Source organism: Photorhabdus sp. P32 (assembly GCF_038085095.1).
GTDB lineage: Bacteria > Pseudomonadota > Gammaproteobacteria > Enterobacterales > Enterobacteriaceae > Photorhabdus > Photorhabdus luminescens.
Map to the genome: position 1 here is coordinate 27,380 of NZ_JAZGJN010000287.1, position 18,309 is coordinate 45,688.

Sequence of the window (18,309 nt, forward strand, 5' to 3'; positions counted from 1 at the left end):
GGTGGTTTAGAAAATAACCACCTTAATATTCATACCCATCTGAACACCACCCTCTGGGGCGTTATCAATGCCCCCTTCTATGAAGGGGGACTTTTACAGAAGAAATAAACATGTGTTAAAAAAGCTATCTACATTGTAAGTAACAATTTGCTCATTAAGATTATAGGTTAGGAATAAACCCTTCTTCCCGCAGAACCTTAATCACCCCACGAATCAGATATGAGTTAGAAAACTTCGCCGTATAGGTACGAGCCCCCTCTTCTACTGGCTGAAGCAGTCCCCGTTCAATCAGCTTACCAAGCTGATAAGTCACCTGCGTCGGTTTAAGATCAGGCAAAACGGCGCGTAGATCGCCCGCTTTTATCGTCCCCAGCTCAACAACGCGTTTCAGAACCTTCGATTCCAGCGGGTTTATCAGCCCTCTCTCCGATGAGAAATCGATGGCCGGATACAGGATCTTTTCGCTCAGGAAAGCGTGGTTTGTCAGTTGATCGACTTTCTTCAGCTCAGAGGAGATCCCCGAAAGCACATATAAGCACCATTCTTCCAGCCCCTGCTCTGTTCCCTTATCGGCTAACGAAAGCATGGCGTAATAGCGTTCACGATCATTGCAGAATACCGCTGTCGGATTGAGAACCCGCCCACCAGCCTGAACATTAAAACCATACTTGATAAGCAATGCATAGGTCAGCAATCTGACCGTTCTGCCATTACCGTTGCCAAATGGATGTATCCAGCCAAAGCGGTGGTGCACCAGTGCAATCTTCATCAGATCGTACTTTGGCTTATCGGCACGATTAATAAAGGCGGTCAGTTCCGCCATATAATCAGGAACGCGGATGTGGTCCGGCGGTAAGTGGTCAGACAGAGCGATGCTGACTTTATGTTGCCGATATGCGCCGGGCGTTCTGTCGCCTTCCTGTTGCAGCCCGGCTACCGCCAGACTATGCAACTCGCGGATAAAATATTCTGTTATGTCATCGCCGTTGCTCAGGTATTCGTCGATGTACTCCATCGCAGCTTCAATATTGTTGATTTCTTTGAGTTGGTCCGTCGAACTCTGCGTTCCTTCAACCTTGCTTTCAACATAGTCGGCAAGCGTGGTGTGGTTTCCCTCAATCCTTGCGGAGCCAAGACTCTCCAGCATGTGGAAAACGGCCTTCAACTGCGCAAACAGGATAGGGTGAACATCAGTTTCCAGCCGCAGGTGTCGGAGTAACTCTAGTTCCGTCAGCGCATCGACCAAAGGGGAGTCAAAGCTGGGGTTCAGAAGCGAGAGTTCAAAGTGATTAAATTGAACCATGATGTTTAGTTATCTCAACTGGTGAATAAAAACATCTCAAAAGTATAGCAAAAATAGTAATAGAATCTATATCTTAGAAAGAACACTGTTTTTAATTATCTCAAAAACCGTTGTTCCAACATATCAAATGTAAGTTTGAAAGATGTTCAATGAGAAGGGGGATGGGGCTTTGATTGCATAATGCAGTATGGATTTTTTAGCGCCGCTATGTGTGGAGGTCTGGTCGTTATATGTGGACCTGACTCCACACAAAACGAAGCCCCACTATCTTAAATACCGATTTTTCGTGATAACCATCACAAAACAAAAGCGATTTATCGTGGATATGATTCCGAGTCCGGCACCAATTCAAAACGCGTTGGTTGAGAGATGAGAAAACTCAACCAGCGGCCGAAACAAGAACCCGAATGTATAACTGTAGTTAGTTTAGCTTTTCAGTACTTCGATATTGAATTGAATACAAGGGTTATGATGTAGGATACATGAGAAATTATGTGTCTTTTTTCTGCTTGAACGCAATACTTACAAGTCCTATTGCAACTGCCAGGCCAATCCAAAATAAATCAATAAATTAACACGATGTTGGGTTCAATAAACCGGCTTTGTGTTTGATAATAGGGTCGTCAATCTCCCTCGGTAATCACACTAATACACGTAATGCGACATCTATATTATTAACCATTTTTCATTCCTATTTTAGTTTATATTGTTTGTTTTTTACTTATTCCTTTATTACCTCTATTACCAGTTATATAAATAATGCTACCGACCAAGGAAACAACGGTGATGATAGATGCCACTTTAATAGGTTCATGGTGAGATATATAACCAATAAGCAATGATGCCAGTCCTGCACTACCTAATTGCAATGTTCCCATTATGCCGGAAGCTGTCCCGGCCGCTTGAGAATGAGTGGCAATTGCCGATGCAGTACCAAGCGGCAGCAAAAAACCATTACCGAAAGTCAATACTGATATTGTTAGCACAGAAGTTATCAATGGGTAGGAACTAAAAAACATTTGTATCGTGAAAGCGATACCTCCAACAGCAAAGATGAGATAACCATGAGAAATCGTTTTTCTCATGCCCTGCTGGCGACTTAATTTCTTAGCAGTAAGATTACCCAACACGTAACTCAAAGAGAGCATTATATAGGTGTAACCAACATATTTTTCTGGTAATCCCATAGCTGTAAGAATAAATGGAGATTCAATCAAATAAGAAAAATATGCCGTATAAGCGAAACAAGGTATTGCTGCATAGTAAAGAAACTCTTTATTTATTATCACTTGGTAAGTACTGACCAATATATTTTTAATACTCAATTTTTGACGTTTTTTTATTGGTAGTGATTCTTTCAGAACTAGCAAGCATAATATAAGCGTGACTGTTATAAATAAAGTAAGAAATAAAAAACAGGCTTTCCAACCATAATGTTCACTTAACACACCTCCGATCATTGGTGCGACAGCGGGCGACATTCCCACAAAAGGGAAAATAATCAGATACAAATTGGCTGCCTCTTCTTTCCCCATCAAATCATTAATAATGGCACGACTTAATGTAATACCAGCACAAGCGCCTATTCCCTGGAATAAACGCAATAATAGCAATTCACTAATATGCGTACTGTAAAAAATACCGATTGTTGAAATCAGCCATATAATCATTCCAGAAATAAGAACCTTTTTTCTTCCTAAACAATCACTCAATGGCCCATAAATAAGTTGAGAAAAGGCTATCCCAAATAGAAATATAGCTATTGCACTTTGTATACTAGATTCGCTAACGTGATAATAGTTTCCCATTTTACTCAAGGCGGGTAGGAATATATCCGATGAAACCAACCCTCCCATAGAAAGAAAAGCCATTAAAACGATAAATAATAAAGACGAAGATTTATTGTTCATGGACTATTAACCAATCAATATAATAAATATTACCCCAGAATAAATTCCGCATAAAATAAAAAACATGCACCAGTTAAATTTACACCAAATGCACACAATCACTTACTTAATGAATAAATTAATAAAATCAAAATAATTTTAATTACACATTGGCAAATTACACATTGGCATAGCTATTAATTTACACAATCTCTTTAATAATTAACATTTATAAAAATAAACTTATGTAAATATCAACTGAAAATATAGTAACACTAATAACATTTTTTAGTAAACAAAAAAACATAAAATTTAAATTCAAAAACAAATAAAAAAAACACAAAACACAGCATATAATACTGAAAATAAAGTCATCAGTTATTATATGAGCAATGATATATACCCTATGGATTTCAATATGCATGGCGACGGCAAGAGAGCGAATCCCCGGGAGCATAGATAACTATGTGACCGGGGTGAGCGAGTGCAGCCAACAAAGAGGCAACTTGAAAGATAACGGGTATATTTTTTAAAAAATTACAGACTAATAATACCAGATCACATTTCCCTACCATTGTTAAGACACGAAAACTGAGAAGGTACACATGCTAATTTCCGGTAGTTGTCACTGTAAGAATATTGAATTTACATTTAACTGGGAGCCTGAGCCTCTGGAAATTCCGGCACGAGCATGTAGTTGCTCTTTTTGTATCAAGCACAGCGCCGTCTGGACATCATACCCAGCACAGCAGGGCGACTTCGGCTGAATATCCGAGAACAAAAGTTTCTATATAGGTACTCTTTTGAAACAGGTACAGCGCAGTTTCATATTTGTAGCCAGTGCGGAGTAGTACCTGTTGTCATCAGCCAGATTAATGGTCACGATTATGCCGTCGTTAACGTCAATACCTTTGAAAACGTTGATCCTACATTGCTTAAATATGTTTCTGCTAAGTTCACTGATGAAAGCGAGCAAGCTCGATTAACTCGTCGTCAACAAAACTGGATCGCTAATGTTGAATATATATAGGCTATATCAGAGAAAAAACTAAAGGCGACGTAGATTTAAAAGCCAAATTGGCTGAATAGGAGAGGGAGGCGTTTTACAACCATCATAGACCACATGTACCACAGACGACATGGAAGCTAGAAAGGTAAAACGCCTTATGAAACTTTTGTTGAAAAAATGAGAGGTTACAAATGCTCTGTCAGGAGAGATAAGAGATCTCACAAGTAAAGTTCTTCTAAATTATACCTTCCTGAAGATCTCCACGATTTTGTTTTCTTTGACAAAAACTTTGATCGTACCTCAGGCGCTTAGTTCCCTTCTTAAGCAAATCTCAGGTTAATTAGTTTGTGCTGCTGAAGTTGATACACTAGGTATACTTTTACTGTCACTTAGAATCACTTTATAGTCAATCCCACTAATATTCACTGTTGTTGATGAATTAGCGGACCATGCCTTGCCACTCACAGATAAATAATATTCGGTCTTACCATTTGCGTATTTTCATGAATACCGTGGCAAGTTGCTGATAAAACCAGCAAAAGGCGCAGTCAAACACATGCTGAGGAATATACGAGAGCTTATCAAAACCAATGCAACCGCCAAAACGGAAAACCTGATCCGGCAACTCAACAGAAAGTTGAGAGGCTGGGCCAATTATTACCGCCATGTTGTGTCGAAAAAGACCTTTGCTTACGTTGACCATCAGGTGTTTCAGACTCTGCTTATCTGGATAAATCGACGACATCCAAACAAATCAGCCCGATGGAAGCAAAAGCGTTATTTTCGTCGCCTTGGTTTACGTCAATGGACTTTCTTCTCGATGTTCAGGAATGTGAAGGGAGAACAGGGATGTCTCGACCTGTTCTCAATGGCGAGTACCCCGATCGTCCGCCACATCAAGATCAGAGCTAATGCGACCCCTTATGATCCGACATACCGACAGTACTTTGAGCGTCGTGCACAGATCAGATAGCCCGAAGCGGAGCATAAGGGAAGGGATTTATCCAGGAATAAAGCACGTTGGGTTACCGGGTCATTATCAGGCCTTAGTAAGGCTTGAGCCGTGTGCGCTGAAAGGCGCACGCACGGTTCTTAGCGGGCTGGAAACAGGTAACTGTCTCTGGCTACTCTGCGAATATTCAGGGAGGATTGTCTCCGGGTTTAAGATCCCCCTATACTTCAGGGCATGTTTCAAAAGTTACTTGATGAGAATAATGAATGATGAGTGCTAACTCAATCAAACAAGCGGTCTGGAATGCATATGATATTTTTCGTGATATAGGCATCCTACCCATTTGCAACGATCTGTTTTTTAAAAATACATATTCGATGTACACAGAGAAAAAATAGAAGACATGGAGGCTGCATAATGAATCAACCCGTATTACCGGGATCAAACCTATTGCTAGACAATATTAGGACGCTATTAACCCAAGGTCGCAAACAAGCCGCACAAGCAGTCAATACTGTTATGGTGCAAACTTATTGGGAAATTGGCCGCCTGATTGTCGAAGATGAACAACAAGGACAGACGCGCGCTGAATATGGTAAGAAAGTACTCAAAAACCTTTCCACTTCTTTAACCAAAGAGTTTGGCAAAGGCTTTGATAACTCCAATCTTCGTTATATGAGATTGTTTTATATTACTTTTCCAAATCGTGACGCACTGCGTCACGAATTAAGCTGGACACACTACCGCACCTTAACCCGCATTGAAAACGAGCAAACCAGACAATGGTATATGAAAGAAGCAATTGAGCAGGCTTGGTCTGCTCGCGCGTTAGAACGCCAAATCGGTACCTTCTATTACGAGCGCTTGCTTTCTACTCAAGCAAAGCAACAAAATATCCAGTCTGTACTGGATGAAGCGCAGCAAAAAACCACGGCACTGACTTTATCGGCAAAAGATTACTTGCGTGACCCATATATTTTCGACTTTTTAGGTTTACCGAGTGCTGCACTACAAGAAAGTGAACTTGAACAAGCGCTAATTGACAACCTGCAAAAGTTCCTGCTGGAACTCGGTAAAGGCTTTGCATTTGTCGAACGTCAGCAACGTATCAGTACCGATGATGGTGATTATTACATTGATTTGGTGTTCTACAACTTTCATCTCAAATGCTTTTTGTTGATTGACCTGAAAATGCATAAGCTCACCCATCAAGATGTGGGGCAAATGGACATGTATGTGCGCATGTACGAAGAGAAAAAACGCCGCAGTGATGATAACCCAACCATCGGCTTAATTTTATGTACCGAAAACAATCATACCGTTGCCAAATATTCAGTACTCAACGACAGCAAGCAATTGTTTGCCTCAAAATACATGTTGGAACTGCCAAGTGAAGAAGAGCTTCGTTTACAGCTCGAAAAAGAGCGTCAGCATTTGTTAGATCAACAAGAAAAACCGCAGTAGAATTTTTTTACTTTGACGCGTAAAGAGGAGAAAATTTCTCCTCTTGAATCTACGCCAACTCCTTTGAAGCAATTTTGAGGCTTGGGTTTTATGTCTGCTCAGTGCCTTGAACTTTCGCCTGACCCAGCGCACCAGCGCTTTGTTGAGTTGCCTGAAGACCTTATACAGTTCCGATCGGCAAAATTGCCCATAATAATTCAACCAGCCATTGATTATGGGGTTTAGCCAGTTTGCCAGTTGTATCAGGTTCAGTTCTATCCGCATTCGGATCTTCAACTTACGGATTTTGGATCTCATGGCTTTTTGGGCGGCTTTGCTGACTGCCGATGTAAAACTCACAAACAAACTGTTTCTTTTACGGTTCCTGACCAACCCTGGCCTGAACGTATATCCAAGAAAATCAAAACAGGTATGTTCATATTTTCCTTTTCGTTCTACATCTTTACAGTAAGCAATCCGGGTTTTGTCCGGATGCAGGGCCAATCCACATTCCCTGAAACGGTGTTCCAACCTTTGCCTGATTTCTCTGGCCTGTGCTTCACTCTGGCAGTGAACCAGTCCATCATCCGCATAGCGACACCATTTCATCCGGGGATAATATTTCTGCATCCACTTGTCGAAAACGATTAGGGTCAGAAGGACAACATATTTTTATGGTAAAGGTTGTTAAGTGCTTCTTTGGTACTTTGACTAAAAAAACGGATAAATGCGAGCCCACAAGATTTCAAACGCGAGCTCTTACAAAATAAGAAAAGGCGTTTTACAACCATCATATATCACAGACCACGTGGTGATTTGAAAGGTAAAACGCCTTATGAGACTTTTGTTGAAAAAATGAGAGCTTACAAATACTCTGCGAGGGAAGGTCTGAGATCTGACATTTTATGCTGCGTAATTAACTGATTTCTTTACCCTCTTATTCTTCATTCTTTGCTTTGCAAGTTGGCTCGCTGAAGTGCGAGGTTGTAATGATGCCACTTCACTTTCTTGAGTGTTATTCAACTTAGATGCTACCGCATTTTCTAGTTTCGACACGGTGCTGTAAGTAAACATCATTGATATAGGAATATCGTGACAGATACGTTGCTTAAGCCTTTCATTGATTTGAACGATATCCAATGATGTAGCCCCAAGAGCAAAGAAGCTGCAATGCTCATCAATTTCAGAAAGCCCGAGCTGGTGTTGTACTTCTTCTGAAATTACCTGTTTAATCGAAATACTTTTATCTACGATCCCACTTTTAGTCTCTGCCAAAGTACTGGCTTTCTCTTTTTCCACAGTATTTAATCTTTCCTCAATGGGTATGACAGAAACTAATAATCGCTGTTGAGTCGCCTGTGAAAGTACTTGTAGAAATACAGCTTCACCTTGCTGATTCGTTAACCCTTCTGTGGATGCGTCAATTTTCATATTTCTCAACGCCATGCCAACTTCCAGCCAGCGATCCCAAGCCAGAGAATAGACCTTGAATTTTAGATCTCGCCTATCAGCAATAGCGTCGAGAAATGCATTAGCAGCAACATAAGCCGATTGCCCAGAAGCACCAGAGTAAGAGAGTAATGAAGAACATAACACCATCGAACTTAGCGGTTTTTCTTCAAAGTACGATAGCAGGTTCATCGTTCCTTCTACTTTAGCAGTCATGATCTTGCGATGTGATGATATATCAGGTTGCATAATCAACGCGCCAGCATCCGAGCCAGCGCTATGGATCACCATATTGATGGCCCCATAATTATTTTCCAGACATTGTAACGTGTCAAAAAGTTGGGTTTTATCTGTCACATCCAATTGTCGCGGTATCACTTCCCCACCGAGTTGTTCGATCTTCTCCAGACACTCAATTTGTTTAATTAACGCCGATTGCTTCTTATTTTCCTTGATACTTGCCCACTGCGAACGTTCAGGAATAGCTGTTCGAGATGCCAGCACAATACGGGCCTTATAATGTTGTGCCAGGCTTTGCGATAACTGCAAAGCAATTCCACCGAGTCCACCACTGATTAAGACTAAGCATCTCTCACGCAACCCATTACATTGTTGATGAGTTTCAATTCTTTTATTCGGCAATGCTTTGAACTCTGGCAACCAAATTTGATTATGTCTTATTGCCAATCGATGATTAATATCAGAGCTAACTAAGTGACGGAATAAAGACTGGGTTGAATTATCCTTTGCTAATTCATCGAAGGAGATGTCAATTTGATAGCCATAATGCTCTTGATGCTCGTAGTTAATTGACTGTATTAAGCCTTTCAATAATGAGATAGCTGCATCGGTGGCTTCATACCCGAGCACATTCTCAATTTGAGGCGTTAACAGAATAAACCGAGAAGCCGCTAGTGCCTTAACGGACAATATTTCTTTAATACATGCGAGCCATTCAAGATAATGTGCCATTGGATCACAAACAAAGTCTTCTGCATTCGGGATTAATACAAACGAACAACAGCCCGTTAGATTTAACGGAGGTAGCTTGTCAACTTCATCGACAAAGATAATACTGCGCGTTGGTAAAACATTATCGACCAACGCTCTATTGCTATCAGCGCCACGACGAGTGGTTAGAGCATATACCTGCCCTTCATGTGTCCTTTTCTCAATATCATCACACGAACTTCTATACCATACTGGTTGATATAAAATATTTTGTTTGATATCCGGTAATTTAATCTGTGGTGTTCGACCTCTTACAAGTCTATCTCTGAGCTTTGTGAACTCTTGTTCGGCAAATGCGTACACAGGTAAATGAATGAGACGACCAGATTGATTGCCCGACACTTGCCAATCCCCTAATCCAACAGTACACCACAACTTAGCAATTTGACTGTAAAAATAGGCGACATCACCCTCTGGCAAATTCGGATGTCTTAGCATATTGGCAATATGTATTTGCTGATCCGGTTTTTCTTTGAAGAACTTCTGTACACAACTGGCGAGAGTATTGCCTGGCCCCACTTCGATGAAAACCAGATCCTGCTGTGAAGAAAGCGTCTCTAAACACCCTAAAAAGTCGACTTTATCTCTTTGATGAGATAACCAATATGCCGGTTTTCTAATTTCATTATTGTCATGCCAATCACCAGATAAGTTTGACAAAATTGGGATGCTGACAGCATTAAACGCAACAGTTTGCAATGCCAGCGCATATTCATCCTGTATTTCATCGATTGTTTTAGAGTGGAACGCGTGGGTCGTTTTCAGCTTACGCGAATGAATACCCTGTAGTTGCAAGTAAGATTTTAGGTTATCGATATCTTCGATAGAGCCAGACAATACTGTCGATTCTTTACCATTAAGCGCCGCAATTTCTAAACTTCCTTCCAATAGTTCTACAGCTTGCTGTTTTGATAGCGGTACACTTAACATGGCTCCCGGAGACATCTTCTCCATCAATTGTGCTCGCCGACCAACCAAAAATAGAGCATCTTTTAGCGTAAAAACCCCTGAAACAGTCGCCGCAACATACTCACCCAAGCTGTGGCCGAGTAATATATCAGGCTGAATGCCCTTCAATTCCATCAATCGCGTTGTCGCGTACTCAATGATGAATATAGCAAGCTGTATGATTTCGGCAGGAAATACATGAGAACTTTCCGGCTCCATTAAGTAGCTTCTTATCTGTTCTCCTTTCTCATCGTCCAAAAGCGACAGACAGTGCTCTACATGTTCTTTAAAAACTGACTCACGGAAATATAAACCTAGCCCCATAGCCTGATATTGCGAGCCTTGGCCTGGATAGAGAAAAACAATACGTCTGTTTGAACGTTCACATCTACCGCGAACGAAGTCTGCTGTAGAATATGTCGCCCTGTCGTCTGAACAAACCAATACAGATCGATGACTAAAATGTTCGCGACCATTTTGTAAAGTATGAGCAACGTCGGCTAATTTATTAGGATTAGAGGCTAACCACTCGATTAACCTGCTCTCCATTTCAGCCAAACTCCACTCAGATTTAGCAGACAGCGGGAGTAGTTTTACTGCATCAGAAGCTTGATCATCATGAGGTTCACAAACATATTCTTCCAGTATCACATGAGCATTTGTTCCCCCAATACCAAATGAGCTCACCCCTGCTCGCCTCACGGTCGCACTATCCCAATCTTTACTGTCCGTATTAACATAAAAAGGTGAAGAAGAGAGTTTTGTTTTGGGATTAGGATTCGTAAAGTACCGATTAGCGCACAGCTTTTTGTGTTTTAACATCAGAGCTGTTTTTATTACCCCGGCCATGCCAGCCGCACTATCAAGGTGACCAATAATCGACTTTACCGACCCAATAGCAATACTCTGCTGTGGGACTGTGGAGAAAACTTTATTCAGAGCGGTTATTTCTATTGGATCGCCAAGCTTTGTCGCCGTCCCGTGGGTTTCAATATAAGAAATGGACTCAGCTTCAACCTTAGACATAGCCAAAGCACCTCTAATCGCTTCGAATTGTCCGTCAATGCTCGGCGCTGTGTAACCGACCTTTCTTGCACCGTCGTTGTTAAGCGCTGATCCCTTAATCAAAGCTAAAATAGGCCGTCCCTGCTCTAATGCAATTTTGAGCGGCTGTAACACGATCGCGCCAACCCCTTCGCCACCGACCGTACCGTTCGCCATTTCATCAAATGGTCGGCAAGTTCCATCTGGAGAAGTGATCATGCCATCTTGATGTAGGTAGCCCTGTTGATGGGGTGTCACTAAGGTCGCAGCGGCAACGAGCGCTGTCTGGCACTCGCCTAACAACAAGGCTCTTGATGCCAGGTGTATTGCGGTGAGAGATGAAGAGCACGCTGTCTGGACGGCAATGGCAGGCCCTGTTAAACCTAATTTGTACGCCAGTCGAGTTGCCGCAAAGTCTTTCTCTACTAAGTTAAACGCAGAAAAAAGGCTGGCGCCATCTTGTTCACACTCATCATAAGCTGCCATTTGCCAACCGAGTTGAGCGCTTGACGCTAAATAACAACCAACCGCCCCCTTATATTCAGACGGTACAATGCCGGCAGAACCTAACGCTTCAAAACCACACTCATGTAATTTACGAATTTGCGGCTCTAAAAACTCAGCTTCACGCTTGTTATAATTAAAAAAATCAGCATCAAATGTTAGGGGATTATCAATAACCCCCTTGGCATTGACATAATTTTCACTCGAATAATGCTGTTCAGGCACGCCATTTTTCGCCAATGTTTCATCAGAAAAACGAGAGATACAATCTTTACCCTCTAGACAGTTTTTCCAGAAACTCTCTACTGTTTCACTATTAGGGAAGCGACAAGAAACACCTATAATAGCTATTTCTAATCCTGTTAATTTTTTCCTGGCAGCTTCGTGCATATGATTATCTTTTTTCATAATTTTTAATATTAGCAAATGCTAAATTAGCTATTGAATTATTGAGAGACGTTTAATTAAAATATCAATATATTGCGATTGATATTTTTCGAATGGATGATATTGATGAAATCTAAGTTTAAAGACCAAATATTTTCAATGCTTCATCGAACTGCTCTGTTGAATTAGCGCCGTTATCCGAATTATCTAGCGGCTGTTCGTTTTCATCTATATATTGTGCTTGTGACTGAATCGTCGTGTATTGAAACAAATCAACAACTTCTATTTCTCGAGCAAATACTTCACTCAGCTTGAAACTAAGCTGTGCTAACTTAAATGATGAACCACCTAAATCAAAGAAGTTATCGGTTAAGCTGATATTCTCCTTTCGAGTACTCAGTAAATCTGCCCATATATCGAGTACTTGCTGTTCCGTCTCGCTATTACATGCCACAACTCTCTTTTGCACCACGTCAAAACGAGGATCGGGTAATTTAGCGTTATCAATTTTACCACTGCTATTTTGTGGGAATGAATCAACTGCAATGAAATATGCTGGAACCATATAATCAGGAAGATGAGATGCAATTTCCTTACGAAGTGCACCGAAATCAATTTCTTCATTGGAACAAATATAAGCGATTAATAGTTGATTACCAGACTCTTTATTTTTTACTATCACATGGACGTCAACGACTGGTTTTATATTATCCACGGAATACCGTTTTAATATCGCTTGTTGCATAACTTTCTCTATTTCGCCAAGTTCTATTCGATATCCGTTTATCTTTACTTGGCTATCTATCCGCCCTAAATAAATTAAGCCGTCCTCGCCGATATATCTCGCCAGATCACCAGTTCGATAATAACGCTTACCATTGATAAAAATGAAAGATTTCTGAGATAACTGGGCATTATTGATATAGCCCTTTGCCAACCCTTTCCCAGATATAGCAATTTCTCCCACCGCCCCTTTGGGAAGAATTCGCATAAACTCATCAAGCAGTACAATTTCTTCACCAGACATTGGCAGACCAATAGGAATAGTCTTAGTATTAATCTGGCTTGAAGCGTTGAATTCAAAAGAGAGCGATTGTACGCAACATTCTGTCGGCCCATATGCGTTAGAGGCGTTAGGAACAGACGCCCAACACTGAGCGAAATTCAACCAGTTTTGCCTCTCTAGCTTTTCACCGCCAATCATCAGATGCTTTACCTGACAATCAATGCGTTGACCATTCATTTGTGACCTAATCATCCTTAAATGAGTTGGAGTACAATCGGCAATGTGGATCTTCCTGTCGCGCCAAAATTGACTGATTCTCCTGCCATCTTTCCTGACTTCATCAGGCACGATATGAAGCGTATGGCCCAGTAAAAGCGCTGGATACATCTGCTGTACCGACGCATCAAAACTTAGGGCTGATATCATTGAGACGTTCAAATCCCACGGGTAATTGCGATAAACCTTTTGCTCTAGTCCTTTGACCAAATTGACAACGGCACGGTGAGGAATTTCAACCCCTTTTGGATTACCCGTCGAGCCAGAGGTAAAAATAACGTAAGCGGAATCTTGACCATTAATTTCAGGTAATTGAACGTCTTGTGTTGCATCAAATCCATCTTGTTGCAGATTGTCATAGGTAATCTGGCTGTACTCTTCCAATTCCAGCCGGGTATCAATTGACGATATAACTAATCGCATGTCTGCAATATCTAATACATATTTCTTTCTGCCAACAGGCCAATTTATATCAAAAGGACAGTATTTTCCGCCTGCTTTCAGCACCGCGAACATTGCCACTATTGCTGAGCAAGATCGCGGCATATGTATACCAATCGCATCGCCTCTTTCGATACCTAATGCTATTAATCCGATAGCACAAGCGTCGCTCAATTTATCCAGTTCAGCATAACTTAATTCCCCCACGCCATCCGCGATAGCCGTTTTTGCAGGATGAATACCTACTTGTTGCTTAAATAAAGCCAGTATCGATTGCTCGGTATCAATACCGTTTTCTGCTTCAACAACATTTAAGTAAAAGGGATCAGGTATTAGCAACTCAGAAACTTTACCATCAGAGCGTATTTTACTCGCCCAAGATTCCACCATATTCATCATAGTGATGACGTATTCTGAATCGTATATGGAAGTCACTTCGCATGATATTAGCGCATTATCATGTTCAAAGAATAATTGCGATAAGGAGCGCTCAGAAAATTCATCAGACTCCTTTTGACAATTTTTCAATATAACAGATAAAGGGAAGGTGACTGTACTATCAAAAATGTTTTGAAAAGACTCCACGGAATACGCAAGCTTTTGTTGCATATTTGTTGAAGCCGCTACGATTACGTCTTTTAAGGTGCATTCACTATCAAAGTTAAACGGTAAGCATAATATCTTTGGTTCAGTTGAATCTTCGAGATAATTTCCAGTAAGAACAGTCACCTCAGAACTTTTCAACATCATTGCCTGCGCATAAGCGGCTAAAGAGGTGAGCAATATACTCAACCGTTTATTTGAACCATTTGCAATTGAGAGTAAGGTGTTTGAAGTTTCTTCAGAAAAGCTAAACTTTGTTGGTTTAGATGAGATATCTTTGCAATAAGAAATCTCGCACTCTGGACTATGGTATTCCGATAAGAATCCCTTCCAATAATTTACCGTAGCTTCACTAATTACATTACCATTATCAGCCATTTTAATATCTCATCTTTAAAAATTAATTAGCCATTCCACTTCATCGTAATTTCTAACTCACCAGTATGTTCATCTACACCTTCCTTTTCCTCTATAAAGCCATTCATTTTATAAAAATCTCTCGCCAGTTTATTTTTTGAATAAACGTTAAGCACCAAATCACTTCTTTTACCGAAGGCATCTAATAGTAATTTCTTGCCAATCCCTTTACCTTGAAAATCAGGATGAACAAATATTGAGGCGAGAATATTATCAACCAAACTGACAAACCCAACAATTTCATCATTATACTTTGCAACCATAGTTTCAGCGCTAGGAATATATATTTTCATCATATCTTCCTTACATGAACTCCAAAAACTCTCGCTAACAAAGTTATGGCATTTGACCGAAGCAAGATACCAAATATCTACAACCTTTTTTATTTCTTCAACATCACCATTTAATTCTGTTAAGATAACGTTTTTAACATAGTTTGCAGTCATTATTATTTATCTCCATCTTTATTAATTAACAAAACTGACTCTTTTCTTCATTTTTCCACGACGTTCCGCTAACCGGTCTCGTCTCGACATAGATTCTTCTTTATTGACCAGATTTATTTGCTGTTTCTCACCAGATTCAATATATGAAATAAGACTAGCCATATTGGTGTATGTGAAGAAATCAACCACTTTTAATGGGAAAGGCAGGAACTCATTTAAAACATTTGTGATTCTAAGCAGTTTTATCGAGTTAGCCCCTAAATCAAAGAAACTGGTCTTAAGGTCTATTTGATCTATCTCTAAAATTGAACAGAACACTTCAACCACTTTATCTTTATAACTTGAACTCGCTAAATCAGCAATATTTTGACTTGTGAAATCAAGATCAGGCAGGTTTGCTAAATCGACTTTCCCATTTGTTGTCAATTTGATTTCGTCGACAGCTTTAAATATGCCAGGCACCATGTAGCTAGGAAGAGATTCAGACAAATAATGCCTTAGATTATTCTGTTTAATATCTTGATCGGAAACGTAATAAGCCACTAGCTGATCTTCTCCATGAATCCTCTTAATAACCACAACGGCATTATGGCATGCGTCATATGACTTTATCTTTGTCGCTATCTCATCTAGCTCAATTCTATAGCCTCTCAACTTTATTTGATTGTCTATTCTACCAATATATTCAACATCCCCCTCACCGTTAAAGAAAGCCAAGTCCCCTGTTTTATAGAGTTTTGATTTATGATCAAAAGGGCTATCAATAAATTTTTCAGCCGTTAAATCTGGCCGATTCAAATATCCTCTGGCAAGAACGCTTCCGCCGATATAAATCTCACCGGGAACACCTATTGGTTGAGGGTGTAAATTTTTATCTAAAATATATATTTTGGCGTTATTTATTGGTCTACCGATGGGAACAACAGAATTTTCTTTTTGATCTTTTTGATATCGATAGATCATGCAACCAACCGTTGCTTCCGTTGGGCCATATTCGTTAAAAATAGTCACCCCAGGTTTTAACTTATCTGTTATTTCTTTACACAATTTACTTTCTAACTGTTCACCACCCAGAATAAACGTCTGTAGTGAACTTTTATTATCACAGATTTGATTGAGTAGATTTAATTGCGAAGGTGTGATCTTGACATTACTTAGACTTTGGTTTTTAGCAACATCTTGTAAGGCTTCAAATGATTCTTTAGCGATAATTTCTATTTCTCCGCCAGAAATTAGCGGGCACCAAATAGAAGTCACGGTCAGGTCAAACGCCAGGCTGGTGAACAAAGGATAAACCGAACGATAACCCTCTGCATGATAGGCACTAATCGCCCAGTAAATATAGTTCATAACCGTGTGGTGCTCCAACATCACCCCCTTTGGTTCTCCGGTAGACCCTGAGGTAAATATCGTATACACCAGGTCATTTTCAGAGTATGCCAAACCTGGTAGCTGACTGTCACCCTCTTTTATCTCTGACAAACTAAGCAAATCGTCATGGTAAATAATATGTTTAATGCCATTAGATAAGATCTTATTCACTCGTTCTTCAGGCGTGGATATATCGATTGGAACATACGCAGCGCCTAACTTATTTATCGCAATTAACAGCGCTATGGTATGAATGCTGGCACGGCATTTAACTGCAACGAATTCCTGATGCTTAACGCCTTTTAAGTAAAGATTTTTTGCAATTTGGTTAGATAGCGCATCAAGTTCTGCGTAAGTAACGCGAGTACCTTGTTGTCTAATGGCGATATCGCCTTGATATTTTTCTGCGGCAACCTGCCACGCTAAAGTTAAATGAGCAGGCCCCGGCAATGGAGCATCATTATTGTTAAAATCAATAATTAACTGATTATATTCTTTCTCATCCAAGAAACAGAGTTCAGATAAAGTTTTTTCTGCATTATAAGCTATTGCTTTTAATACTCTCGTGAACTGTTTCAGGATGCCATTAATAAAATATTGTTCGTATTTTTCGGCATTATAACTGAGTTTTAAAATCGCGGAATCAAGCAAATTAACCTCTAAGCTCAGATCGAAATTTGTGGTTTCAGATGTTGTATATGAAAGAATATCCACACTTGTTGACAACTCTTGTAATCTTCTCGAAATTGGATAATTTTCTATCACCACAATACTATCAAAAAGATTATGCTTTATTTTATTACCGCTTTGTATTTCAGATATTGGATACTCTTTATAACAATCTCTATCCAATATACTAGATTGCACTCTCTTCATGATGCTTAAAAGCGTCGTTTGACTGGAGAGATTATCGATTAACAATGGTGGAGTTTGAATATATAAACCAATACTATTTTCAATGCCGGGAATTAGATTATCTCTACCCGATACGGTGGTGCCAAAGCAGATAGATTCCGAATCATTATACTTTGATAAAACAATTGACCAGGCAGCGTATATTGCAATAGCAAGCGTAAATCCATTCCCTTTACAATATAATTCAACTTCGTTTATTAGATTCTTATCTAATGTACATTCAACTTTACCTATTCCTTTTGAGAGTAAGTTTTGTTTACTTGGTAAGCTAATTGCTACGTCTTGAGATATGGCGCCAGTCCAAAATCCTTTTGCTTCATTACATTGCTTAACTTTATTTAAGTGAATAATATAATCTTCATAATCAAAAATTTTTCCAACACCTTTTAATTGAGGATGATCATAATAATCCCAAAGTTGGGTTATTAGTAACCCCAGACTCCAACCATCCATACAAATGTGATGATATTGAACATGAAGTATATAATTATCTTCGCTTACTTTATATAAGTTAATTTTAACTGGACAATGTTCTAAATCAATTTCAGTTCTTTGAGAAATTATCTCATTAATATTTTCTTGAGCTGCCCTAAAACTATTATTTTCAAATATTCTGAAATCTATGTGAAGCCGTTTATCCTCAAAAATAATCTGAACTGGGTGGCTTAACCCTTTCCAGCGATAAACCGTTCGTAATGCTTGATGTTCCGATACCACTCTGTTCCATGCAACTTCTAATTTCTTTTCATCAATCAGACCAGCAATGGTTAAGGTAAAGTTTGTCACGTAAACATCTTTGCCACCCTCTTCAATGGAATGATAAAGCATTCCTTCTTGCATTGGACTTAAAGCGACAATGTTATAATTCACAGGCATTTCCTAATCCGTCCATTCC

The 18,309-nt window shown here is 39.8% G+C and carries 10 protein-coding genes; 3 read left to right on the forward strand and 7 right to left on the reverse strand.

Translation table 11 applies throughout. From position 1 onward, the window contains the following. Positions 1-160: 160 nt before the first annotated feature. Positions 161-1,303: a Fic family protein gene (locus V2H77_RS18615; protein WP_341499988.1), complete on the reverse strand. Its 1,143-nt coding sequence runs from the start codon at positions 1,301-1,303 to the stop codon at positions 161-163. A gap of 701 nt (positions 1,304-2,004) precedes the next feature. Next, entirely contained in the window at positions 2,005-3,213 is a 1,209-nt protein-coding gene (locus V2H77_RS18620; RefSeq protein ID WP_341499989.1) for a multidrug effflux MFS transporter, read from the reverse strand. 676 nt (positions 3,214-3,889) lie between these two features. Here V2H77_RS18620 and V2H77_RS18625 point away from each other — a divergent pair. From V2H77_RS18625 to V2H77_RS18635, 3 genes are all read left to right on the forward strand, one after another. Continuing rightward, positions 3,890-4,222, forward strand: a complete 333-nt coding sequence (locus V2H77_RS18625) for a hypothetical protein (RefSeq protein WP_341499990.1) — start codon at positions 3,890-3,892, stop codon at positions 4,220-4,222. Between the two features lie 535 nt (positions 4,223-4,757). Continuing rightward, the gene (locus V2H77_RS18630; protein ID WP_341499991.1) at positions 4,758-5,174 is read left to right on the forward strand and encodes a group II intron maturase-specific domain-containing protein; all 417 of its coding nucleotides are present in this window, start codon (positions 4,758-4,760) and stop codon (positions 5,172-5,174) included. 396 nt (positions 5,175-5,570) lie between these two features. Beyond that, entirely contained in the window at positions 5,571-6,617 is a 1,047-nt protein-coding gene (locus V2H77_RS18635; RefSeq protein WP_341499992.1) for a PDDEXK nuclease domain-containing protein, read from the forward strand. Here the strand turns inward: V2H77_RS18635 and V2H77_RS18640 are convergent. From V2H77_RS18640 to V2H77_RS18660, 5 genes are all read right to left on the reverse strand, one after another. Next, on the reverse strand, positions 6,591-7,253 hold the full coding sequence (locus tag V2H77_RS18640; RefSeq protein ID WP_341500045.1) for a group II intron maturase-specific domain-containing protein: 663 nt from the start codon (positions 7,251-7,253) through the stop codon (positions 6,591-6,593). The genes V2H77_RS18635 and V2H77_RS18640 overlap by 27 nt on opposite strands. A 246-nt stretch (positions 7,254-7,499) precedes the next feature. Beyond that, positions 7,500-11,960 (reverse strand): type I polyketide synthase, encoded by a 4,461-nt coding sequence (locus tag V2H77_RS18645; protein ID WP_341499993.1) that lies wholly within the window; start codon positions 11,958-11,960, stop codon positions 7,500-7,502. Between the two features lie 118 nt (positions 11,961-12,078). Further along, positions 12,079-14,643 (reverse strand): non-ribosomal peptide synthetase, encoded by a 2,565-nt coding sequence (locus V2H77_RS18650; RefSeq protein ID WP_341499994.1) that lies wholly within the window; start codon positions 14,641-14,643, stop codon positions 12,079-12,081. Between the two features lie 26 nt (positions 14,644-14,669). Next, complete coding sequence (locus V2H77_RS18655) at positions 14,670-15,128, reverse strand: GNAT family N-acetyltransferase (RefSeq protein ID WP_341499996.1); 459 nt, start codon at positions 15,126-15,128, stop codon at positions 14,670-14,672. Positions 15,129-15,149: 21 nt separating this feature from the next. Continuing rightward, complete coding sequence (locus tag V2H77_RS18660) at positions 15,150-18,284, reverse strand: non-ribosomal peptide synthetase (RefSeq protein WP_341499997.1); 3,135 nt, start codon at positions 18,282-18,284, stop codon at positions 15,150-15,152. Positions 18,285-18,309 lie beyond the last annotated feature (25 nt).